Source organism: Mesorhizobium cantuariense, from assembly GCF_042647205.1.
Classification (GTDB): Bacteria; Pseudomonadota; Alphaproteobacteria; order Rhizobiales; family Rhizobiaceae; genus Mesorhizobium; species Mesorhizobium cantuariense.
In genome coordinates, this window is sequence record NZ_JBHRVD010000001.1 from 6,573,736 (window position 1) to 6,593,651 (window position 19,916).

Sequence of the window (19,916 nt, forward strand, 5' to 3'; positions counted from 1 at the left end):
CCATCGCCGAACAGGCGTTCCATCAAATCCGCATCTGGAGGGGGAACTCATGGACTTTTCAGCAGTGAACTGGCTGGCGGTGATCGCCGCCGCAATCGTGGCGTGGCTGTTCGGCGCCGCCTGGTACATGGGCCTGAGCAAGGCGTGGCTGAAGGCCGCCAAGCTTGATCCGGCCACGATGAAGAAATCGCTGCTGCCCTTCGTCATCAGCTTCATCGCTGAACTGGTCATGGCGTACGTCATGGCCCTGGTCGTCGGCGCGATGACAGGCGGCGAGCCGACATTGCTTGCCGGCCTTGTCTTCGGTTTCGTGATTTGGCTGGGCTTCGTCGCCACGACGCTTTCGGTCAACCATCGCTACGAGAATTTCGGCTGGGACCTGACCCTCATCGACGGCGGCCACTGGCTCGGCGTGCTGCTGATCATCGGCGCCGTGATCGGCTGGTTCGGCGCGGTGGCAGGCTGATCAAAAGGCAGTAGGGGAATAGGGGGCCGAAGGCGGCACCGACGCCCATCCCTACTGCCCTACTGCCCTACTGCCCTACTGCCCTACTGCCCTACTGCCCTACTGCCCTACTGCCCTACTGCCCTACTGCCCTACTGCCCTACTGCCCTACTGCCCTTTGTCCGTGGTTCGCGTCTTGGCGACTTCCTCGAGTATCCATTCGCGAAAGGCGATGATACGCGGATCGGCGGCAGTACTTTCGGGATAGACCAGGAAATAGGCGAATTCGGGCGCCACCCGCAGGCCGAGTTCAAAAGGCTGCACCAGCCTTCCTTGGGAAAGGTCGTTCGCCACCATGGCGAAATCGGCGAGCGCGACGGCATTGCCGTCGAGCGCTGCCTGGACGGCATCCGTGGAGTTTTTGAACACGACGGTCCGGCTGTCGTCGAAATCGTTGACGCCGGCCGCCGCCATCCACATCCGCCAGTTCGGCCATGTCACGCCTTGTCGCGACCATTCGATATGGGCAAGCGTGTGATTAAAAAGATCGCGCGGCTCGCGCAGCGGCGGACCGGAGGTCAGGAGGCTCGGGCTGCACACCGGAATGAGGATGTTGTCGAACAGCCGATGGGCGCGCAGGCCCGGATATTTGCCGGCGCCGAAACGGATGCCGACATCGATGTCATCGAGTTCGAAATCCCGCACTTCGTAGGCGATGTCGAATCGCAGCTCGATATTGGGGTGATACTTGCGAAAATCGTCGACGCGTCGCATCAGCCATTTTGACGCGAACTGTGCATCAAGAGTCACTTTCAGCAGCGCGTTCCCGCGCGTCAGCTTTTGCGCCCGCGAAACGGCCCGGCCAAGCAGGTCGAGCGCGTCGGTCGAGGCCTCGAACAGCACCGTGCCCGCCTCGGTCAGCCGAATGGTGCGGCTGGTGCGCGTAAACAGCACCAGCCCGAGCTGATCCTCGATTTCCTTGATCTGGTGGCTGACGGCGGCTGGCGTCAGGCCAAGCTCATCGGCGGCACGGGTGAAATTAAGGTGCCGGGCCGCGGCTTCCAGCGTCCTCAAGGCGCGAGTTCCGGGCAGCAGGCGGGCCATCCTATCCTCAAAGAAAACTTGATGATCCAGAGAAAACTACTCGTTTCTCACAGCGATTTCAATCTGGCAGGATCCAACCATCGAAACATCATCAAGCCGGATTTGATATCCGGAGAGCACGGATCACACCATGTCCATCATCGCTTTGAATTCATCGACACTCCGTCCGAACTGGCTGACCGAGACCCTTGAGTGGTTGCGTCATGCCAGGGTCGCGGTCAATCTCCCGCACCAGAACGTCGAAGACTTGTCGGATCGGCAACTGCGCGACGTTGGCGCCAGGCGCAAGGACATCGCACGCGCCATGGACCGCGAGATGGGCCGCCTCGGCCTTCTCGACATCGGCTGGCAGAAGCCGAGGAGGTAAGGGAATAGGCAATAGGGAATAGGCAGTAGGGGAAATTTAAGCGGCTCCGAGGCGGATGGCCTACTGCCTACTGCCTACTGCCTACTGCCTACTGCCTACTGCCTACTGCCTACTGCCTACTGCCTACTGCCTACCTCACCACCCTCACCACCGTTCGGTCCGACAGCAGCGGCAGCAGCCGCGCCATGGTTTGCGCCGTCACAGCCACACAGCCTTGCGTCGGCGTGAAGCCAGGGCGCGCCAGATGGAAGAAGATGGCGCTGCCGCGCCCGCGCCGGCGTGGCGCCAGGTTCCAGTCGAGCACCAGGCAGGCGTCGTAGAGCCGGTCGTCGCGGCGCATGCGTTCGTGGCTGGCGCCATAGGGAATCTTGACCGGCCTGTTATAGTTGCGGTCGTCAGGCACTTCGCACCAGCCCAGATCAGGCCCGATCGGCGCCATCGCCAGACGGGTCTTGCGGCCGCTGGAGAACTGATCTCCCCGGAAATATCCCGACAGGATCCGCATCGAGGCCAGCGGCGTGGCGCCGTCGCCTTCGCGCTTGTCGGCCGAGATGCCGCCGCGCCCCAGCGCACACGCAAACACCGTTCTGCCAGCCTGCAGCAGGCCCTGGCTTGGATGTCCGGGCCTGGCCCGCACGGTCAGCACACGCAGCCCTTTTCGCGAAATTGCGCCGGCTGCATTGCGATCGTGTTTTTTCTTGTATGATCGTGCCACGGAACAAATCACTGTGATCGGCTGTTGTGCCGGTCAGCTTCCGCATAAACAGGCAGCGGTCAACTGAATTTTCTTTTCAAAACAACGGATTGATCCATGACTTCACGCACCATACTGATCGTCGACGACGATGACGACCTGCGCGGCACACTGGTCGAGCAATTGTCCCTTTACGAGGAATTCGACGTGCTGCAGGAATCGACTGCGGCAAAAGGTGTCGCCGCCGCGCGCGGCGGCCTCATCGATCTGCTCATCATGGATGTCGGGCTGCCCGACATGGATGGCCGCGAAGCGGTGAAGATCCTGCGCAAGGGCGGCTACAAGGCGCCCATCATCATGCTCACCGGCCACGACACCGATTCGGATACGATTCTGGGTCTTGAGGCCGGCGCCAACGACTATGTGACGAAGCCGTTCCGCTTCGCCGTACTCCTCGCGCGCATCCGGGCGCAATTGCGCCAGCATGAGCAGAGCGAGGACGCCACCTTCTCGGTCGGACCCTACACCTTCAAGCCGAGCCAGAAACTGCTGCTCGACCCGCGCGGCGGCAAGGTGCGGCTGACGGAGAAGGAGGCCTCGATCATCAAATACCTCTATCGCGCCGACCAGAAAGTGGTGACGCGCGATGTGCTGCTCGAGGAAGTGTGGGGCTACAATTCCGGCGTGACCACGCACACGCTGGAAACCCATGTCTACCGGCTGCGTCAGAAGATCGAGCGCGATCCTTCCAATGCGGAAATTCTTGTGACAGAAAGCGGCGGCTACAAGCTGGTTCCTTAAACATTTCATTATCCAGTGAGCGGTCGGGCGGGGCCGTTTTCGGGTACGATCCAGTTGGAGGGGGTTTCTGGATCTGCCCCGCGCATCGGCCCAAAAATCGGATTCGATTTTTGGAAAGCACGATGCGCCGATTGACAATGTTAGAGCGTCCTTTGCGCGTCCAAGAGGACGCGCGGCGCTCTAAAGGAGGGATTGGACTGACCGTTCGGGGACACAGCTAGATGGCGCTGGATGACGACATCCGCATCCTGTCCGCCGTGAGGCTCTTCGAGGGCTTCACGCAGGAACAGCTGCGCCTGCTCGCCTTCGGCGCCGAGAGCACCAGGCTGATTGCCAACCACAAGCTTTACCGCGAGGACGACGAGGCCGATTCCGCCTATATTGTGGTCTCCGGGCGCATCGTGCTCTACCGGGAGCAGAATGGCGAACGCATCCCGATAGGCACGGCCGGCCCCGGCACGATCCTGAGCGAACTGGCATTGATCGCCGACACCAACCGGCTGACCAGCGCGTCGGCGGAAATCGATTCGGAAGTGATACGGCTCAGCCGCAAGATGTTCCGCCGCATCCTGGAGGAGTACCCCGAGGTCGCGGTCAAGCTCCACCAGCGCATCTCCGAGGAATTTCAGGCGATGATCCGCCGCATCGAGGAACTGGCGCCACGCTTTTCCGGTTAGGCGGCGCGCCTACGAAGCCGTCGGCTTCACGGCTGAGGGCATTTCGCGCGGCAGCGCGTTTTTCAAAGGCGTCCACCGCGACGAGCTGATCGTGGCGCAACTGCGGCCGGAGTGAGAAAAACCGCCGACGGGTTGGTCATCCGGACGCCCGGACTTGAGGGACGAGGTTCCGTTGACAGGCAAGAGGTGAAATCCTACAGAACCTCGAAGGCGGACGGCTTAGCAGGCACCGTCACCACCAGGCTCCTGGGGGAGCGAGGCATGCTGCCAGCTCGGTACGAGACGATTATCCTGTATTCCCGCAATGACGCGTTCGGCGACGGATTGGTCCGGATTCCGGCTTTGCGCGCCGCCAGAACGGCATTCCCCGACAGTTTCATCGTCTACGGAACCACCGGATCGTCGACCCTTGAACATGTCCTCAATCGCCACGCCGGCCACTTGGTCGATGCGATCAATGTACGGACCTCCCTGGCGCGCCTGGTGGCCAGCCACCACAAGGGCAAGGGGCGATTGGCCGTTGTCGATTTCCGCATCTCGGCGCGCTGGCTGCTTCAGGCGTCAGTGTCGCTGCTCGGCCGCGGCGTCGCCTATGAAGCGAACTTTCCGGCTTTCGCCCTTTCCTGGCGCCCCGGCCAAAAACCCGAAGCACGACCCGAGCGCAACGCATGGCGCTACCACCGCCTCATCGAGCGTCTTGCGGGCAAACGGCTGCCTTTCGATCATCGGCTGGAGCCCACCCCGGCCGCGCGGGCGGCGGCCAGGGGCCTGGCGGACGGCAAGCATGCTCCATTGGTCGTTATCGCCGCGCATGGCGACGGCGACAAACGCATGACAGCGGATCAGGTTGTCGTGATATCCGACAGTATGATCGCCGACGGGGCAAACCTCCTCTATGTGAAGACGCCAGGCGACGGCCCGGACATGGCTGAACTGGCTCAACGCGTGCCGAAGCTGCAGCTTGTTGATTCCGGCACGGTTGACGGTGTCGATGTCAGCGATGTTCTGCTGGCGCTCGGAGAGTTTGCCGATCTTTACATTGGCGCCGAAGGCGGCACGGCACATCTCATGGCGACCGTGATGACGCCGATGGTTATCGTCAGTGGCGGTGCCAACATGGCCCGTTGGAGGCCGCTTTCGAATTGCGTGGACGTGATCGAATCCCGCCATGCAAGTCCAACCGGGCTGGTCGCCAATGTCCCGGCGCCGATAATCATCGAAGCGGCGCAGCGGATGTTGGCGGTGCGCCACCGCGACCATCCCCATCTTCTGGATCAGCCGGCAGGTCTGTCACCGCAGCAGTCTCTGGACAACGACACGCCGGAGCGGAGCGCACGTTTGGGTACGTGAGCTCAGTTCTACCGCGACGCGGTAGAACGGGGAAGCGCAGGTATCAGCCATTTGCAGGCCGGCCTCACCTGAATATCAACGCACCTAATCCAGATCGAACCGAGCGATGACAGGCACATGGTCCGACGGGCGCTCCCAGCCGCGCGCTAGGCGCAGGATCTCGTAGCCGGAAAAGCTGGGCACCAGATTCGGCGACGACCAGACATGGTCCAGCCGCCGGCCGCGGTTGGACAGCTCCCAATCCTGCGCGCGATAGCTCCACCAGGTGTAGAGCTTCTGCTCATGCGGCACATTGAGCCGCATCAGGTCGACCCAATTGCCGGCGAGGCGCATCGCCTCGAAATTTTCCGTCTCGACCGGCGTGTGGCTGACCACGTTGAGCAATTGCTTGTGCGACCAGACGTCGTGTTCGAGCGGGGCGATGTTGAGGTCGCCGACCAGCACCGAGCCGGATACTTCGTCATGTTCGGCCCGGATGGCATTCATCTCGGCGACGAAATCGAGCTTGTGCTTGAACTTCCTGTTGATGACAGGGTCCGGTTCGTCGCCGCCCGCCGGAACATAGAAATTGTGCAGCAGGATCGTCTTGCCGCCGGCCCGCACCGTCACCGAGAGGTGCCGGCTGTCCTCGATCTCGCAAAAACGTCGCTTCTCGACCACCTCGATCGGCCGCCGCGCCACGGTTGCGACGCCGTGATAGCCCTTCTTGCCATGGAAGGCGATGTGCTCGTAGCCGAGCTTGCGGAAGGCCTTTTCGGGAAACAGCTCGTCTGGAACCTTGGTTTCCTGCAGGCAGAGCACGTCAGGCGCATGTTCGACAAGCAGGCGCTCGACGATCGGCATGCGCAGCCGAACGGAATTGATGTTCCAGGTGGCGATGGAGAAGGGCATTTGGCAATCCAGGACAGCGTACGGCCGGCCAGAACCGATGGGCCCTGACGGGGAAGACGCCTTTTGACGGAGTCGGTCCGGGAAATTGCCAGCCGCAAGCCGCAAAGACAAGCCGGCCAACGCCCGACGAGGCGCGGCCCGGTGCTTTCCACAGCTATAACGACAGGGTTAGCGCGACTTGTTGGTGTTGAGCTCGCGATTCGCCGTGTAGTCGATGGCGAAAGTATCGGGGGCGAAGCTGACGCCTTCCTTGGTGTTGAAGATCATCACCGTGGTGTCCTTGCCCTGCGCGTCGGTGATCGTCCACTGCCGCAAATCAAAGGTTTTAGGATCGAACATCATCGTGATCTTCGAATTGCCGAACACCGATTTGTCGGCGAGCTGGATGGTGGTGAGATCATCCTCCTGCTTGACGCTTTTGACACGGTCGCCGGAGAGGTCGATCCTGGTGTCGAGCAGCAGCTTCAGAGGCGTCTTCGACAACGGATAGAGATCGGACGTGTTGAGCCTCTTGTTGAGGATGACCACCGACTTGCCGTCTGAAATCACCCGGAAGTTTGAAGAGCCGTCATAGTTGAAGCGGATCTTGCCCGGCCGTTCGAGGAAGAACTTGCCGCCGGTCTGCTCGCCCTTGGGGCCGAACTGCACGAATTCGCCGCTCATCGATTTCACCGAGGAAAAATGGTCGGCGATCTTCTGTGCCGCGTCCGGCACGGCCGCCTGCGCCGAAGCCAGCACCTGGAAGCCGGGCACCGCGTTGAAGGCTGCCGCCCCTGCAAACGCCAAGCCGAGGCCCAGCAACTGACGCCGGGAGGGAGCAAATTTGCTGAGCGCTGAAGGATCATTTTTCATGTCGGTCACTCTCATCTGATTCCTGAGTTGTTCTGGTGCTTGGACCCCCAGTTAGGCTGAAGTTTGGCGGGACAGGCGTCCCTCAGTCGCTTCAACGTCTTGAAAGGTTCAAGGTTGCCAGACCGGGATGTCACAAGGGTCAGGCCTTCTGGTCAGAACTTGTCCTCTTCGGTCGGCACCAGGATCTCGCGCTTGCCGGCATGGTTGGCCGGGCCGACGATGCCTTCCTTTTCCATTTTCTCGATGATCGAGGCGGCGCGGTTGTAGCCGATGCCCAGCCGGCGTTGGATATAGCTGGTCGAGGCCTTGCCGTCGCGCAGCACCACGGAAACCGCCTGATCGTAAGGATCGTCGGAATCCTCGAAATTGCTGTTGCCGCCACCGCCGCCGGAACCACCCTTGCCCGACGGCTCGTCGTCATCCTCGCCATCATCCTCGGTGATGGCGTCGAGATATTCCGGCACGCCCTGCAGCTTCAGATGCGCGACGATCTTCTCGACCTCTTCATCGGCGACGAACGGACCGTGCACGCGCTGGATACGGCCGCCGCCGGCCATGTAGAGCATGTCGCCCATACCGAGCAGCTGCTCGGCGCCCTGCTCGCCCAGAATGGTGCGGCTGTCGATCTTCGAGGTCACCTGGAAGGAGATGCGGGTCGGGAAATTGGCCTTGATGGTGCCGGTGATGACGTCGACCGACGGGCGCTGCGTGGCCATGATGACATGGATGCCGGCGGCGCGTGCCATCTGCGCCAGGCGCTGCACGGCACCCTCGATGTCCTTGCCGGCGACCATCATCAGGTCGGCCATCTCGTCGATGATGACGACGATATAGGGCATCGGCTCGAGATCGAGGTTCTCGGTCTCGTAGATCGCCTCGCCGGTCTGGCGATCGAAGCCGGTCTGCACGGTACGCGAGATCTTTTCGCCCTTCTTGTCGGCCTGGCTGACGCGGGCATTGAAGCCGTCAATGTTGCGCACGCCGACCTTGGACATCTTGCGGTAGCGGTCCTCCATCTCGCGCACGGTCCATTTCAGCGCCACCACCGCCTTTTTCGGGTCGGTGACAACGGGCGTGAGCAGATGCGGGATGCCGTCGTAGACCGAGAGTTCCAGCATCTTCGGATCGATCATGATCAGCCGGCAATCCTGCGGAGTCAGCCGGTAGAGCAGCGACAGGATCATGGTGTTGATGGCGACCGACTTGCCCGAGCCGGTGGTGCCGGCGACCAGCACGTGCGGCATCTTGGCGATGTCGACGATGACCGCCTCGCCATTGATGGTCTTGCCCAGCGCCAGCGCCAGCTTGGCCTTCGTCGTCTCGAAGTCGCGGCTGGCCAGAATCTCGCGCAGATATACGGTTTCGCGCTTGGCGTTCGGCAGTTCGATGCCGATGGCATTGCGGCCGGGCACCACGGCGACGCGGCAGGCGATGGCGCTCATCGAGCGGGCGATGTCGTCGGACAGGCCGATGACCCGCGACGATTTGATGCCGGGCGCCGGTTCGAGCTCATAGAGGGTGACCACCGGACCGGGGCGGACGGCGATGATCTCGCCCTTGACGCCGAAATCCTCCAAAACGCCTTCGAGCAGGCGGGCATTCTGCTCCAGCGCGTCCTTGGACAGGCTGGCGTCACGCACCACGTTCTTCGGTTCGGAGAGGAAATGCAGCGACGGCATTTCGAATTTTTCCGAGCCGATCAGCGATGTCTGCGCCTCGCGCTGGACGCGGGCGCCAGGAGCCGGACGCGGCGCCGGCGCCTCGACGCGGGTGGCGGCATCGGAGCGGAACGGCTGGACCTTGGCGGTCGGCGCCGCGCGCCGCTGGATGGCGGGCTCGTCCTGCTCGAAATCCATGTCGTCGTCGACTTCGAAGATATCGGCATCGTCGGGGTCGAGCGAGACGCTGCGGTCATTGACCATGGCGGCGAAGAATTCGGGCTCGACGCGGGCGCGGCCATCCTGGCTCATCCGCGATTCGGCGAACTCGGCCGATTCGACCCGTTCGGCGGCGCGGCGCCAGGCGGTGGAGCGCTGCTCCATCTCCGGCTCGTATTCGTCTCGCTCCTGCCTGCGGCGCACGGCGCGGCGGTGCATCCACGCGCGGAACGAGAGCCACCAATGAGTAATTGCCCCGAGCGCCAGGATGCCCTCGTCGCCTTCGTCCTCGTCATTGTCGAACAAAAGGTCGTCCTCGCGCGGATCAGCGGCGGGCTCGTCCTCCATCACGGCGAACCCGTTCTTGCGTCCGATCAGCGCCGAGCCATGGGCGAAGAGCCACAGCGCGGGTGCGGCCAGCAGGATGGCGATGATGCTGGCGATCAGTCCGGTCGGATAGCCGCCGATGACGACGCTGGGGATCTTCAGCACCATGTCGCCGAACACACCACCAAGGCCGGTGGGCAGCGGCCATGTCTTGGGCGGCACAACGCAGCCGACCATCGCCGCGGCCAGCAGCGCGAAGCCAAACCAGGACAGCCCGCGTTTGGGCAACCTGTCGACGCCGCGCGCGGAAAACAGCAGAAACCCCCAGATGACCGTCGGAACCAGGGCGGCGACGGCGGCAAGGCCGAAGAACTGCATGGCGAGGTCGGAGAACACGGCACCCGCATAGCCCATGGCGTTGGTGACGGTGTTGTTCGTCGCGTGGGAAAAACTCGGATCGGCGACATTCCAGGTGGCAAGGCTGGCGACGCCAAAGGCGGCCAGCGCGAACAGGCCGGCGCCAATCAGCCGCCCGACCTGACGCCGTGCGAACGCCTGGATGCCGTGCCCCGTATCGGCCAGCGCGAGCGGTGCTGAAGCCCCTGAACGCATGCTCTTCCCCGTCTGTCATGGACTCGCCGGGTGCGTGGCGCACTCCGGCAGATTCGGGTCTCAGACTATCGGTGGGAAGGTTAAGGGCGCATTAACTATAAGAGGTTGAGATGATCAAACCTCGTTACCCCCGGTTGAGCCGCTCGCTGCCCGAGGATAGGCCCCGAGAGCGGTCGCAGGGGTCGCCAATTTGGGTAGAAGCATGCAATCCGTCTTCCTTCGCATGGCTGCTCTGGCCTGGGCGGGGCTCGCTTTGCACTGGTTTGTCGAACTCGGAATGGTGGGTTTCCCGGACGGCTATGTGACGCCCTTTGCCAGAGCGACCGGCCCGCTCCTGCACTTCCTCGCCACAGCCTGTCTGGCACAAGGCCTGTATTTTCTGTGCAGAGGTCTCTTCGGCAAGGGATTTGGAGTGCCGGGGCTCGGTCTGCAGATTTTGATCGCGGCCGTCCTGACGGTGGCGCCATCGCTGATTGTCAGGAATTGCCCCCATTCCCGGACGTGCAGCAGCGCCTATGAGGAGCTGACAGGCACCATGATGGACGACGGCACCGGCGGATAAGCTGCCGCCGAACGAAACAATGGCGGGCCTGCGAGCCCGCCATTGTTCGTTTGGCAACAAAAGATCGGGCTCCGGCCCGATCGCGGCAAAATCAGTTGGCGCCGCCGAGCGCCTGCAGGTTGGCGCAGAACTCCGCATGCGGCTTGCTCATCGCCGCGTCCTGGCATTCCTTCATCATCGCGTCCTGCTTGTCCTTCGCCATCGAATCCCAGGCGGTCTTGAACTCGGCCTTGGGCTTCATGGTTTTCATGCCGGAATCGGTGAAGAACGGCGCCATGTTGTCGGGTGAGTCGAGAGCACCGGCAAATGCCACGCCGCCGACCATGGAAAGTGCAAACGCTCCGAGGCAGATATTCCTGAAGTTCATGAGATGGTTTCCTCCCCTGTTGTTTGGCACGAGCGTCAGAACGACGATCGTCCCCCACAGTTCGGAACCAGAGTGGTCGATGTTTCCTCAAAAATCTTGATCACACGAACGTGATTGCCCGTATCCCGGCATTGGCAGATCGATTGTACCAAAAAAAGAGGCCCGGACATGATCCGGGCCTCAAGGCGTGAACTCCTTTCGGGAGCGTCACGACGGGATGGGAGAATGCGGGGCGGCCGAGGGCCGCCCCGGACAGGACCTAGGAGTGATAGGCCGCTTCACCATGCGAGGTGAGGTCGAGGCCTTCGCGCTCTGCGTCGGCCGTCGGACGCAGGCCGATGATCAGGTCGACGATCTTGTAGAGGATGGCGCTGCCGATACCCGACCACAGCAGGGTCACCAGGACACCCTTGGCCTGCGCCAGGAGCTGGGTGGCCGTGCCGGCATAACCGGCAGCAAAGTCGGCCGTCGAATAGTCGACGATGCCGGCGCCACCGAGGGCAGGATTGACCAGGATGCCTGTGCCGAGCGCGCCGATGATGCCGCCGATGCAGTGGACGCCGAAGACATCAAGGCTGTCGTCGTAGTCGAACGCGTTCTTCACCACCGAGACGAAGAAGTAGCAGACGAAGGTGGCGACGATGCCGAGCACGATGGCGCCCATCGGGCCGGCAAAGCCGGCAGCGGGCGTGACGGCGACGAGGCCGGTCACCGCGCCCGAAACAGCACCAAGCATGGAGGCTTTGCCGCGCAGCAGCGATTCAAGCACGATCCAGGTCACCGCCGCCGCCGCCGTGGCGACGAAGGTATTGATCATGGCCAGCACCGCATAGGCGTTCGCTTCAAGGTTCGAACCGGCATTGAAGCCAAACCAGCCGACCCACAGCAGCGAAGCACCGACCATGGTCAGCGTCATCGAGTGCGGCGCCATGAGGTCCTTCTTGTAGCCGTTGCGCTTGCCGATCATGAGCGCGCCGACGAGGCCGGCTATGCCCGCATTGATGTGAACGACCGTGCCGCCGGCGAAATCGATGGCGCCGAAGCTGAAAATGAGGCCGGTCGGATCGCTATAAGCGCTCGGGCCGCCCCAGAACCAGACCATGTGCGCGATCGGGAAGTAGATGAAGGTGACCCACAGGATGACGAACAGGATCAAAGCGGAGAATTTGACGCGTTCGGCGAAAGCGCCGACGATCAGGGCCGGTGTGATGCAGGCGAAGGTCATCTGGAAGACGACGAACACCAGCTCAGGAATGGCGACACCCTTGGTAAAGGTTTCCGACAGGGTCGTCACATCGACACCGGAGAGAAACATCTTGGAAAGGCCGCCGACGAAGGCGTTGCCCGGGGTGAAGGCCAGGCTGTAGCCGTAGAAAACCCAGATGATCATGACCACGCTGGTGATGGTGAAGACCTGCATCAGCACCGACAGCATGTTCTTGCTGCGAACCAGGCCGCCGTAGAAAAGCGCAAGGCCGGGAACGGTCATCAACAGCACCAGCACGGTGGAAATCATCATCCACGTGGTGTCGCCCTTGTCGACGGTGAAAGCCGGCGCTGCTGGCGCTGCCGCGGCGACGGCGGGAGCCGCTTCCTGCGCGAATGCGGCGACCGTGCCCAATGCTCCGAGTGCGAACGAGCCCAGCAGCGCGGAGCGCGCCACTGACTTCAAGTTGGAAGGAATATTCATTGAACTCTCCATTGGAATACGTGATCGCCGCTCAGAGCGCGTCGGTGTCTGTTTCGCCGGTGCGGATGCGCACCGCCTGATCGATGCCGAAAACGAAGATCTTGCCGTCGCCGATCTGGCCGGTCTTGGCAGCGGCGGTGATGGCTTCGACGGCCTTGTCGACCATGTCGGAACTGACCGCGACTTCGATCTTGATCTTCGGCAGGAAGCTGACCGCGTATTCCGCCCCGCGATAGATTTCCGTATGCCCTTTCTGACGCCCGTAGCCTTTGACTTCGGTGACGGTCAGGCCCTGGATGCCGACGGCGGTAAGCGCTTCGCGTACCTCGTCGAGCTTGAACGGCTTGATGATTGCCATCACGATTTTCATAAGGTTTCACCCTTTGCTGTTGCGGTCCCCCGCGTTTGCACACCTTCACCGATCCTAAAAAGCCGGAGAGTGCCCACAAGGATTCAAGCTCCGTGCCAAGTGCCGAAGCAGGGTGTTAACTCATTGTAAACAAAGAGATTGGGGAATGTTCGGACGCAACCTGCTTACAGTTGCGGCTATGCATCTGACTAAAAAATAGGCAATTTTCCGAAAATGCCTACTCTGCAGGCGTTCGCTTGAGCCGGATCAGCCCTTCTTGTGCAACCGAGGCGATCAGCGTGCCGTCGCGGGCAAACAGCGACCCGCGCGTAAAGCCGCGCGACCCTTGCGTCGACGGGCTGTCCTGCGTGTAAAGCATCCAGTCGTCGAGTGCATGGCTGCGGTGGAACCACATGGCGTGGTCGAGGCTCGCCGCCTGGATATCGCGGTCGAAAATGGCGCGGCCATGCGCGAAGGTCGATGTGTCGAGCAGTGTCATGTCGGAAAGATAGGCCAGCACCGCCGCCTGGATGGCGCGATCCGCCGGCACCGGACCGGTGGTTCGGATCCAGATGTTCTGCTTCGGCTCCAGCTTTTCACGGCTCGTGTAATGCTTCAGCATCACCGGCTTCATCTCGATCGGCCTGTCGCGCTCCCAGTAGCGCTTGATGCCATCGGGCACCGCCTCGCCGAATTTGCCCAACAGCTCGCGCTGCGACAGCAAGGTGTCTGGCCCCGGAACGTCCCGCGGCATCGGCACCTGGTGCTCGAGACCGACCTCGTCCTGCTGGAACGAGGCCTCCAGCGAAAAGATCGCCTGGCCGTGCTGGATCGCCACCACGCGCCGCGTGGTAAAGGAGCCGCCGTCGCGAATGCGGTCGACCTCGTAGACGATCGGCACCTTGGTGTCGCCCGGCCGCATGAAATAGCCGTGCAGCGAATGCACATGGCGATCGGGATCGACGGTTCGCTGCGCCGCGACCAGCGCCTGGGCAATGGTCTGGCCGCCGAAGACGCGCTGCCAGTCGAGCAGGGGGCTGCGACCACGATACAGATTGTGTTCCAGCTTCTCGAGGTCGAGAATGCCGAGAAGCTCGTCCATGGCTGCCGTCATATTTCGCGCCCTCGCCGCAGAAGTGTTATGGCGGTTTCCAACAGGACGGACAGGCAGTCAAGGGCGCAAGACCTGGCCGGTGCGCAAGGAGCGAAGATGATGGAACGCAAGGCGGACACGAAAACAAAGTCTGGGCTCGATGTTCTGGTCGCCGGCGCCGGCTATGTCGGCTTGGCCAGCGCCGTGTCGCTGAAGCAGGCGCGCCCGGGTCTCGCCATCGCTCTCGTCGATGCTGCACCCGCTGGCGTCTGGCAAAGGGATGGCCGCGCTTCGGCGATTGCCGCCGCCGCCTGCCGCATGCTCGACCAACTCGGCGTGTGGGCCGAGATCGCGCCGCAGGCGCAGGCGATCACCGAGATGATCATCACCGATTCGCGCACCTCCGATCCGGTGCGTCCGGTGTTCCTGACTTTCGACGGCGAAGTGGCGCCGGGCGAGCCCTTTGCGCATATGGTCGCCAACAGGGTGCTGAACGGCGCCTTGCGGGCCAGGGCGGAGAAGCTCGGCATCGACATCATCGAAGGCGTCGCCGTGCAGGGTTTCGAGACCAACGGCGCCGGCATCACCGTGCATCTTGCCGACGGTGCGACGCTGAAAACCCGGCTGCTGATCGCCGCCGACGGCGTCAACTCCAAGCTGCGCGACATGGCCGGCATCAAGACGGTGAAGTGGGAGTATGGTCAGTCCGGCATCGTCTGCACCGTGGCGCATGAACGCCCGCACAACGGCCGCGCCGAGGAGCATTTCTTGCCCGCCGGCCCCTTCGCCACGCTGCCGCTCAAGCCCGGCGAGGACGGCACCAACCGCTCGTCGATCGTCTGGGTCGAGCGCTCGCAGGATGCCGAGAAGCTGGTGGCCGGTGACGATCTCGTCTTCGAGCACGAACTCGAACAGCGTTTTGGCCTGAAGCTTGGCGAGATCCGCGTTGCCGACAAGCCGCGCGCCTGGCCGCTCGGCCTGACCATCGCGCGCGCCTTCGTAGCACCCCGCATCGCGCTCGCCGGCGATGCCGCCCACGGCATCCACCCGATCGCCGGCCAGGGCCTCAATCTCGGTTTCAAGGATGTCGCCGCGCTCGCCGAAGTGATCGTCGAGGCCGACCGGCTCGGCCAGGACATCGGCGCGCTCGACGTGCTCGAACGCTACCAGCAGTGGCGCCGCTTCGACACGGTGCAGATGGGCGTCACGACGGATGTGCTGAACCGGCTGTTTTCCAACGATATCGGCCCGCTGCGCACCGTCCGCGACATCGGCCTCGGTCTCGTCGAGCGCATGCCGCGCCTGAAGGAGTTTTTTATCCGGCAGGCGTCGGGGTTGTCCGCCGGCACACCGCGATTGTTGAAGGGCGAGGCGATCTGAGCGCGCCGCGAGCCCGGTCGGATCGTGGCAACCACTGACGCCTTCCCCCAATGACATGGTTCTTTGCCGTGGCCGTCTTTCATGCGAAGGTAGCAGCGGTGGGGCTTCCGATCGTACAGGAGGATTGCACTATGTCGCAAAAACCGACGGTCATTCTGGTCCACGGGTTCTGGGGCGGAGCCGCCCACTGGGCCAAGGTCATCCCGGAACTCGCCCGCAAGGGCCACAAGAACCTACATGCCGTGGAGAACCCGCTGACGTCGCTGGCCGATGATGCCGAGCGCACCCGCAAGATGATTGCCGCGCAGAAGGGACCGGTCCTGCTGGTTGGCCATTCCTATGGCGGCGCCGTGATTACCGAGGCCGGCAATCAGGACAATGTCGTCGGGCTGGTCTACATCGCCGCCTTCGCGCCGGACGCCGGAGAGAGCCCGGGAGATATCACCGGCAGGCATCCCCCGCTCGGCGCCGCCAATCTCGCTGGCGACGACGACGGCTATCTCTGGGTCGATCCTGAAAAATTTCACGAAAGCTTCTGCCAGGACCTGACCGCCGATGAGGGCCTTGTCATGGGCGTCACCCAGAAAGCCCCATTGGCCAGCACCTTCGGCGACAAGATCACCAGGCCGGCGTGGAAGAGCAAGCCATCCTGGTACCAGATCTCGAGCGGCGACCGGATGATCGCGCCTGAAAACCAGCAATGGATGTCCGGGCGCCTCAACGCCAGGAAGGTCATCACACTCCAGGCAAGCCATGCCTCCCTGGCGTCAAAGCCGGTCGAGGTGGCGGCGCTCATCGACGAGGCGGCCAGCGCGACGTCGCGCTGACAGGGCGGCGATACGGTTCGGTTTTGAAGTCCGCTAATTAGTTGACCTCGAAACCCAGCTTCTGCCGCAGCCGCAATATCCTCTGGTCGGATATCTCAAGGCGTTTCTCGCCGCCTTGAGCGGCGCGGTTGACCATCTGCAGCAGATCGTTTCGCTCGGCGACATCGAGACGTTCGCGCAGGAACGGCGCCAGCTTGTCGATGACAACAGTGGCGTCGTCGATCTGCACCGCCGCCCATTTGGCGTAGATCACCGCCTCGTCCGTCTTCTTCTTGTCGGCGATCTCGGAAATCACCGCGCGAATGACGGCCTCGCGCTGTGGCAGGACAGGCCCTTCCTCGGAGACGATCGCGGTGATCAGCGTCGCTGCGGCCACCACCGGATCGTCGATCGCCGTCAGCGGCGAGAGAGCCGCCTGCTTGCGCAGCTTCTTGCGCCTGATATTGCCTTGCACGCGGCCAACGACGTCGGCGACCTCGCGCGCGGCGTCGTTCATGGCCTTCATCCGGTACCACCAGAACGCCGCCGCGCCCAACGCGCCAAGGATAGCAATCAAGAACGGCATGTCGACATCCCCCGGAAATCTGGCGACGATAGGAGAACTCGTGCGGGGCTTCAACACGCAAAAGTTGCGCACGAAACCGAAACCAGGACGCTCGCTCGACCGAGCGCCCTGGTTCCAGGTGACCCAACGCATGGCAGGGCTCTATGACCCCGGTATGTCGTAGACCGCCCGCACCTCGATCGTGCCGAGTTCGGCCAGCGGAATACCGGCGGCAACATCCAGCGCCTCCTCGAGATTTTCAGCCTCGATCATGACGAAGCCGAGCAATTGCTCCTTGGTCTCGGCGAAAGGACCGTCGACGACCAGCCGCTTGCCCTTGCGCCGCCGCACGGTCTTGGCCGACGTCACCGATTGTAGCGCCTGGGCGACGATGAGCAGGCCCTTCTCCTGCAGCGATCGGTCATAGGCCAGCGAATCGGCGTCGAGCTTGGCCGCGCCTTCCGGGGTGAGTGCATAGAGGTCTTTTTCCTCACCATAGACCAGGCAAACATATTTCATTTCTGGCTCCCTTGCTGCGTCGAACCATAGGATGCGGCGACGAGCGTGTCAGCGTTGCGCTCCGCCGCATGGTCGAGAAGGCATGCCGCGATGCCGATGATGGCGACCGCCGCCAGAAGCCGGCCAAAGCCGGACGCCGGCGGATGCAGCCAGAAGTCTTCTGGTCGCCCGGCCTTGCGGCCCGCGCCATTCCACAGTGCGAAAAACAGATTGTCCATGTGAACCTCCATCCGGCCACAATCCCGTGGCCGCCCGCAGGACGGGCGAGGCAGGCCAAAGTCGACATTTTTGCATGCGCATTTTTTTCGGAAAGAATTTGGCCACCGTTGCCGACACCGCGCGGTGGTTCAAAGTGCGCAGTGGCCTTCGCGTCCGCGCGCGCTATAGTTTACCGGACGCCGGAACTCACCCAGGCAACCAGCCACGACAACCCCAGTCACGACAACCAAGGAGGAATTCATGGACCGCACCGCAAACGCCGTCTGGAAAGGCAATCTGAAAGAGGGCACAGGCACGCTCGACACCCAGAGCGGGACCCTGAAAGGCACGCCCTATTCGTTCAAGGCTCGCTTCGAGGACGAAAGCGGCAAATCCGGCACCAATCCGGAAGAGCTGATCGCCGCCGCGCATGCCGGCTGCTTTGCCATGCAGTTCTCGCATTTCCTGGCCGAGAACGGCACGCCCGCCACCGAACTCGACGCCAAGGCGGTGGTGACGCTGGTTCCCGGCACGGGGATCACCGGCAGCGCCCTCACGGTGGTCGGCAAGGTACCGGGCATCGATGCGGCGAAGTTCGGCGAGTTGGCCGAAAAGGCCAAGGCCGGATGTCCGGTCTCGAAAGCGCTCGGCGCCATAAACGTGTCGCTCGACGCCAGGCTCGGCTGAGAACGCCGCATCCGGCGTGAAGACCCGGCGCCAACTCTCAGGGGCGCGCCGGGGCCTACGCGCCCAGTGCGTCGAGCCGGGCGCGAAGTGCTGCGACTTCCTGCTCCAGCGCCTCCAGCCTCGCCTCCAGGTCGGAAGCAGGCACGGCCGACACACCGCGTTGCGCTGAAAGGGCCGCAACGTCCACCGGGCCAGAGAGGAGATGCACGTAGCGGTCCTCGCGCTGGCCTGGTCCGCGCGGGATTTCCTGGATGAGCGGCGGCCGGCGGCCGATCAGCATGTCGAGCTCGGCGCGCAGATCCTCGATCGACGAGAACCGCGCCATGCGCTCGCCGCGCGCCAAGAGCTCATGTGCCGTCTGCGGCCCGCGCAGCAACAGCAGGCCGATCAAAGCGGTCTGCGGCGTGGTCAGCGAGAAGCGCTGCGCCATCTGGTGCTCGTAACGCTCGACACGCGAACCGAACATCTGCCGCACCAGCCCCTTTTGTTCGAGCAGCTTCAGCCCCCGGTGCACCTCGACCTGTTCCAGCGCCATCACCGGCTCGCGCGCCGTCTTCTGGTTGGCGGCGGCCAGTGCTGCATTGAGCGTCAGCGGATAGACATCCGGCGTCAGCTCCTTCTTCTCGATCAGGCAGCCGAGCACACGGGCTTCGACGGGGGAAAGGATGGGAAGGTCATCGCTCATTAAGTTGCAATCCTTTCTGAGGCTGGAGGGACAGCACCCCCCTCTGTCCTGCCGGACATCTCCCCCGCAAGGGGGAGATCAGCAGCTTCAGCGCTGTCCGCCATTCTTGCAACGTTGGAGACTAGCGAAAGTCAAGATGACGGCCAATCTCCCCCCTTGCGGGGGAGATGTCCGGCAGGACAGAGGGGGGTGTGAAGGATCGCGACAGACGCAGTTTGCAAGCAACCTTCGCCTATACCCTTCTCTCCACCATCATCTTCTTGATCTCGGCGATCGCCTTGGCCGGGTTGAGGCCCTTGGGGCAGGTCTGCGCGCAGTTCATGATGGTGTGGCAGCGATAGAGCCGGAACGGGTCTTCGAGATCGTCGAGCCGCTCGCCCTTGGCCTCGTCGCGGCTGTCGATCAGCCAGCGATAGGCCTGCAGCAGCGTTGCCGGGCCGAGATAGCGGTCGCCGTTCCACCAGTAGCTCGGGCACGAGGTCGAGCAGCAGGCGCACAATATGCATTCGTAGAGCCCGTCGAGCTTCTCGCGGTCCTCGTGGCTCTGCAGCCATTCCTTGGCCGGCGTCGGCGACACCGTCTTCAGCCAGGGCTGGATCGAGGCGTGCTGGGCGTAGAAATTGGTGAGATCCGGCACCAAATCCTTGACCACCTGCATATGCGGCAGCGGATAGACTTTCACCGCGCCGGAAATGTCGTCGCAGCCCTTGGTGCAGGCGAGCGTGTTGGAGCCGTCGATATTCATGGCGCAGGAGCCGCAAATGCCCTCGCGGCAGGAGCGCCGCAAGGTCAGCGTCGGATCGATCTTGTTCTTGATCCACAGCAGCGCGTCGAGCACCATCGGCCCGCAATCGTCCATGTCGACGAAATAGGTGTCAATGCGTGGGTTCTCGTCATCGTCCGGCGACCAGCGGTAGATCCGGTACTCGCGCAGATTGGTGGCGCCTTCCGGCTTCGGCCAGGTCTTGCCCTGCTGGATCTTCGAGTTCTTGGGGAGAGTGAGCTCAACCATGTTTGA

The 19,916-nt window shown here is 62.9% G+C and carries 23 protein-coding genes; 9 read left to right on the forward strand and 14 right to left on the reverse strand.

The features are described 5' to 3' along the window. The first annotated feature begins 49 nt into the window (after nt 1-49). The gene (locus ACFOJ9_RS32200) at nt 50-466 is read left to right on the forward strand and encodes a DUF1761 domain-containing protein (protein ID WP_378985177.1); all 417 of its coding nucleotides are present in this window, start codon (nt 50-52) and stop codon (nt 464-466) included. A gap of 147 nt (nt 467-613) precedes the next feature. On the opposite strand, the gene gcvA is transcribed toward ACFOJ9_RS32200, so the two are convergent. Next, entirely contained in the window at nt 614-1,549 is a 936-nt protein-coding gene (gcvA, locus tag ACFOJ9_RS32205) for a transcriptional regulator GcvA (RefSeq protein WP_378985179.1), read from the reverse strand. A gap of 130 nt (nt 1,550-1,679) precedes the next feature. On the opposite strand from gcvA, the gene ACFOJ9_RS32210 reads away from it, so the two are divergent. Continuing rightward, complete coding sequence (locus ACFOJ9_RS32210; protein WP_378985181.1) at nt 1,680-1,916, forward strand: hypothetical protein; 237 nt, start codon at nt 1,680-1,682, stop codon at nt 1,914-1,916. A 130-nt stretch (nt 1,917-2,046) separates the two neighbouring features. Here the strand turns inward: ACFOJ9_RS32210 and ACFOJ9_RS32215 are convergent, their stop codons facing one another. Continuing rightward, nucleotides 2,047-2,583, reverse strand: a complete 537-nt coding sequence (locus ACFOJ9_RS32215; RefSeq protein WP_378988193.1) for a L,D-transpeptidase family protein — start codon at nt 2,581-2,583, stop codon at nt 2,047-2,049. A gap of 144 nt (nt 2,584-2,727) precedes the next feature. On the opposite strand from ACFOJ9_RS32215, the gene ACFOJ9_RS32220 reads away from it, so the two are divergent. From ACFOJ9_RS32220 to ACFOJ9_RS32230, 3 genes are all read left to right on the forward strand, one after another. After that, nucleotides 2,728-3,411 carry a response regulator transcription factor gene (locus tag ACFOJ9_RS32220; protein ID WP_013528898.1) on the forward strand — a complete coding sequence of 228 codons (684 nt, stop codon included), beginning with the start codon at nt 2,728-2,730 and terminating at the stop codon, nt 3,409-3,411. Between the two features lie 221 nt (nt 3,412-3,632). Then, entirely contained in the window at nt 3,633-4,088 is a 456-nt protein-coding gene (locus ACFOJ9_RS32225; protein WP_378985184.1) for a cyclic nucleotide-binding domain-containing protein, read from the forward strand. A gap of 261 nt (nt 4,089-4,349) precedes the next feature. Further along, a complete protein-coding gene (locus tag ACFOJ9_RS32230) occupies nt 4,350-5,438 on the forward strand; it encodes a glycosyltransferase family 9 protein (RefSeq protein WP_378985186.1) in 1,089 nt (362 codons plus the stop codon). Between the two features lie 84 nt (nt 5,439-5,522). Here the strand turns inward: ACFOJ9_RS32230 and ACFOJ9_RS32235 are convergent, their stop codons facing one another. The 3 genes from ACFOJ9_RS32235 to ACFOJ9_RS32245 form a co-directional block, all read right to left on the reverse strand. Beyond that, a complete protein-coding gene (locus ACFOJ9_RS32235) occupies nt 5,523-6,329 on the reverse strand; it encodes an exodeoxyribonuclease III (protein ID WP_378985188.1) in 807 nt (268 codons plus the stop codon). A 168-nt stretch (nt 6,330-6,497) separates the two neighbouring features. Next, nucleotides 6,498-7,181 carry an outer-membrane lipoprotein carrier protein LolA gene (locus ACFOJ9_RS32240; RefSeq protein ID WP_378988196.1) on the reverse strand — a complete coding sequence of 228 codons (684 nt, stop codon included), beginning with the start codon at nt 7,179-7,181 and terminating at the stop codon, nt 6,498-6,500. A 152-nt stretch (nt 7,182-7,333) separates the two neighbouring features. Continuing rightward, nucleotides 7,334-9,997: a DNA translocase FtsK gene (locus ACFOJ9_RS32245; RefSeq protein ID WP_378985190.1), complete on the reverse strand. Its 2,664-nt coding sequence runs from the start codon at nt 9,995-9,997 to the stop codon at nt 7,334-7,336. A 202-nt stretch (nt 9,998-10,199) separates the two neighbouring features. Here ACFOJ9_RS32245 and ACFOJ9_RS32250 point away from each other — a divergent pair, with 202 nt between their 5' ends. Then, complete coding sequence (locus ACFOJ9_RS32250) at nt 10,200-10,559, forward strand: hypothetical protein (protein ID WP_378985192.1); 360 nt, start codon at nt 10,200-10,202, stop codon at nt 10,557-10,559. 91 nt (nt 10,560-10,650) lie between these two features. Here ACFOJ9_RS32250 and ACFOJ9_RS32255 read toward each other — a convergent pair whose 3' ends face one another. The 4 genes from ACFOJ9_RS32255 to tesB form a co-directional block, all read right to left on the reverse strand. After that, nucleotides 10,651-10,926 (reverse strand): hypothetical protein, encoded by a 276-nt coding sequence (locus ACFOJ9_RS32255; protein WP_378985194.1) that lies wholly within the window; start codon nt 10,924-10,926, stop codon nt 10,651-10,653. A gap of 259 nt (nt 10,927-11,185) precedes the next feature. Next, the gene (locus ACFOJ9_RS32260) at nt 11,186-12,616 is read right to left on the reverse strand and encodes an ammonium transporter (RefSeq protein WP_378985196.1); all 1,431 of its coding nucleotides are present in this window, start codon (nt 12,614-12,616) and stop codon (nt 11,186-11,188) included. 31 nt (nt 12,617-12,647) lie between these two features. Beyond that, complete coding sequence (locus ACFOJ9_RS32265; protein ID WP_013892292.1) at nt 12,648-12,986, reverse strand: P-II family nitrogen regulator; 339 nt, start codon at nt 12,984-12,986, stop codon at nt 12,648-12,650. A 217-nt stretch (nt 12,987-13,203) separates the two neighbouring features. After that, on the reverse strand, nt 13,204-14,079 hold the full coding sequence (gene tesB, locus ACFOJ9_RS32270) for an acyl-CoA thioesterase II (protein WP_378985198.1): 876 nt from the start codon (nt 14,077-14,079) through the stop codon (nt 13,204-13,206). A gap of 99 nt (nt 14,080-14,178) precedes the next feature. Between tesB and ACFOJ9_RS32275 the strand changes: the two genes are divergently transcribed. Together ACFOJ9_RS32275 and ACFOJ9_RS32280 are read left to right on the forward strand one after the other, a co-directional pair. After that, a complete protein-coding gene (locus tag ACFOJ9_RS32275; protein ID WP_378985200.1) occupies nt 14,179-15,438 on the forward strand; it encodes a ubiquinone biosynthesis hydroxylase in 1,260 nt (419 codons plus the stop codon). Nucleotides 15,439-15,569: 131 nt separating this feature from the next. After that, nucleotides 15,570-16,265 carry an alpha/beta hydrolase gene (locus ACFOJ9_RS32280; RefSeq protein ID WP_378985202.1) on the forward strand — a complete coding sequence of 232 codons (696 nt, stop codon included), beginning with the start codon at nt 15,570-15,572 and terminating at the stop codon, nt 16,263-16,265. Between the two features lie 37 nt (nt 16,266-16,302). Here ACFOJ9_RS32280 and ACFOJ9_RS32285 read toward each other — a convergent pair whose 3' ends face one another. From ACFOJ9_RS32285 to ACFOJ9_RS32295, 3 genes are all read right to left on the reverse strand, one after another. Next, nucleotides 16,303-16,830, reverse strand: a complete 528-nt coding sequence (locus ACFOJ9_RS32285) for a hypothetical protein (RefSeq protein ID WP_378985204.1) — start codon at nt 16,828-16,830, stop codon at nt 16,303-16,305. Between the two features lie 141 nt (nt 16,831-16,971). Continuing rightward, nucleotides 16,972-17,328, reverse strand: a complete 357-nt coding sequence (locus tag ACFOJ9_RS32290; RefSeq protein ID WP_378985206.1) for a YciI family protein — start codon at nt 17,326-17,328, stop codon at nt 16,972-16,974. Then, nucleotides 17,325-17,546 carry a hypothetical protein gene (locus tag ACFOJ9_RS32295; RefSeq protein ID WP_378985208.1) on the reverse strand — a complete coding sequence of 74 codons (222 nt, stop codon included), beginning with the start codon at nt 17,544-17,546 and terminating at the stop codon, nt 17,325-17,327. Before ACFOJ9_RS32295 ends, ACFOJ9_RS32290 begins: the two co-directional genes overlap by 4 nt. 241 nt (nt 17,547-17,787) lie before the next feature. Here ACFOJ9_RS32295 and ACFOJ9_RS32300 point away from each other — a divergent pair, with 241 nt between their 5' ends. Then, nucleotides 17,788-18,213 (forward strand): OsmC family protein, encoded by a 426-nt coding sequence (locus ACFOJ9_RS32300; RefSeq protein WP_127260082.1) that lies wholly within the window; start codon nt 17,788-17,790, stop codon nt 18,211-18,213. Nucleotides 18,214-18,268: 55 nt separating this feature from the next. On the opposite strand, the gene ACFOJ9_RS32305 is transcribed toward ACFOJ9_RS32300, so the two are convergent. Beyond that, a complete protein-coding gene (locus tag ACFOJ9_RS32305) occupies nt 18,269-18,898 on the reverse strand; it encodes a YceH family protein (protein ID WP_378985210.1) in 630 nt (209 codons plus the stop codon). Nucleotides 18,899-19,130: 232 nt separating this feature from the next. Then, nucleotides 19,131-19,910, reverse strand: coding sequence for a succinate dehydrogenase iron-sulfur subunit (locus ACFOJ9_RS32310; RefSeq protein ID WP_378985212.1), 780 nt, complete (start codon nt 19,908-19,910; stop codon nt 19,131-19,133). Nucleotides 19,911-19,916: the final 6 nt, after the last annotated feature.

Excerpts from the sequence above, each read along its gene's own strand:
- ACFOJ9_RS32200 (WP_378985177.1), top strand. The coding sequence starts at position 50 with ATGGACTTTTCAGCAGTGAACTGGCTGGCGGTGATCGCCGCCGCAATC.
- gcvA (WP_378985179.1), bottom strand. The coding sequence starts at position 1,549 with ATGGCCCGCCTGCTGCCCGGAACTCGCGCCTTGAGGACGCTGGAAGCC.
- ACFOJ9_RS32210 (WP_378985181.1), top strand. The coding sequence starts at position 1,680 with ATGTCCATCATCGCTTTGAATTCATCGACACTCCGTCCGAACTGGCTG.
- ACFOJ9_RS32220 (WP_013528898.1), top strand. The coding sequence starts at position 2,728 with ATGACTTCACGCACCATACTGATCGTCGACGACGATGACGACCTGCGC.
- ACFOJ9_RS32225 (WP_378985184.1), top strand. The coding sequence starts at position 3,633 with ATGGCGCTGGATGACGACATCCGCATCCTGTCCGCCGTGAGGCTCTTC.
- ACFOJ9_RS32230 (WP_378985186.1), top strand. The coding sequence starts at position 4,350 with ATGCTGCCAGCTCGGTACGAGACGATTATCCTGTATTCCCGCAATGAC.
- ACFOJ9_RS32235 (WP_378985188.1), bottom strand. The coding sequence starts at position 6,329 with ATGCCCTTCTCCATCGCCACCTGGAACATCAATTCCGTTCGGCTGCGC.
- ACFOJ9_RS32240 (WP_378988196.1), bottom strand. The coding sequence starts at position 7,181 with ATGAAAAATGATCCTTCAGCGCTCAGCAAATTTGCTCCCTCCCGGCGT.
- ACFOJ9_RS32245 (WP_378985190.1), bottom strand. The coding sequence starts at position 9,997 with ATGCGTTCAGGGGCTTCAGCACCGCTCGCGCTGGCCGATACGGGGCAC.
- ACFOJ9_RS32250 (WP_378985192.1), top strand. The coding sequence starts at position 10,200 with ATGCAATCCGTCTTCCTTCGCATGGCTGCTCTGGCCTGGGCGGGGCTC.
- ACFOJ9_RS32255 (WP_378985194.1), bottom strand. The coding sequence starts at position 10,926 with ATGAACTTCAGGAATATCTGCCTCGGAGCGTTTGCACTTTCCATGGTC.
- ACFOJ9_RS32260 (WP_378985196.1), bottom strand. The coding sequence starts at position 12,616 with ATGAATATTCCTTCCAACTTGAAGTCAGTGGCGCGCTCCGCGCTGCTG.
- ACFOJ9_RS32265 (WP_013892292.1), bottom strand. The coding sequence starts at position 12,986 with ATGAAAATCGTGATGGCAATCATCAAGCCGTTCAAGCTCGACGAGGTA.
- tesB (WP_378985198.1), bottom strand. The coding sequence starts at position 14,079 with ATGACGGCAGCCATGGACGAGCTTCTCGGCATTCTCGACCTCGAGAAG.
- ACFOJ9_RS32275 (WP_378985200.1), top strand. The coding sequence starts at position 14,179 with ATGGAACGCAAGGCGGACACGAAAACAAAGTCTGGGCTCGATGTTCTG.
- ACFOJ9_RS32280 (WP_378985202.1), top strand. The coding sequence starts at position 15,570 with ATGTCGCAAAAACCGACGGTCATTCTGGTCCACGGGTTCTGGGGCGGA.
- ACFOJ9_RS32285 (WP_378985204.1), bottom strand. The coding sequence starts at position 16,830 with ATGCCGTTCTTGATTGCTATCCTTGGCGCGTTGGGCGCGGCGGCGTTC.
- ACFOJ9_RS32290 (WP_378985206.1), bottom strand. The coding sequence starts at position 17,328 with ATGAAATATGTTTGCCTGGTCTATGGTGAGGAAAAAGACCTCTATGCA.
- ACFOJ9_RS32295 (WP_378985208.1), bottom strand. The coding sequence starts at position 17,546 with ATGGACAATCTGTTTTTCGCACTGTGGAATGGCGCGGGCCGCAAGGCC.
- ACFOJ9_RS32300 (WP_127260082.1), top strand. The coding sequence starts at position 17,788 with ATGGACCGCACCGCAAACGCCGTCTGGAAAGGCAATCTGAAAGAGGGC.
- ACFOJ9_RS32305 (WP_378985210.1), bottom strand. The coding sequence starts at position 18,898 with ATGAGCGATGACCTTCCCATCCTTTCCCCCGTCGAAGCCCGTGTGCTC.
- ACFOJ9_RS32310 (WP_378985212.1), bottom strand. The coding sequence starts at position 19,910 with ATGGTTGAGCTCACTCTCCCCAAGAACTCGAAGATCCAGCAGGGCAAG.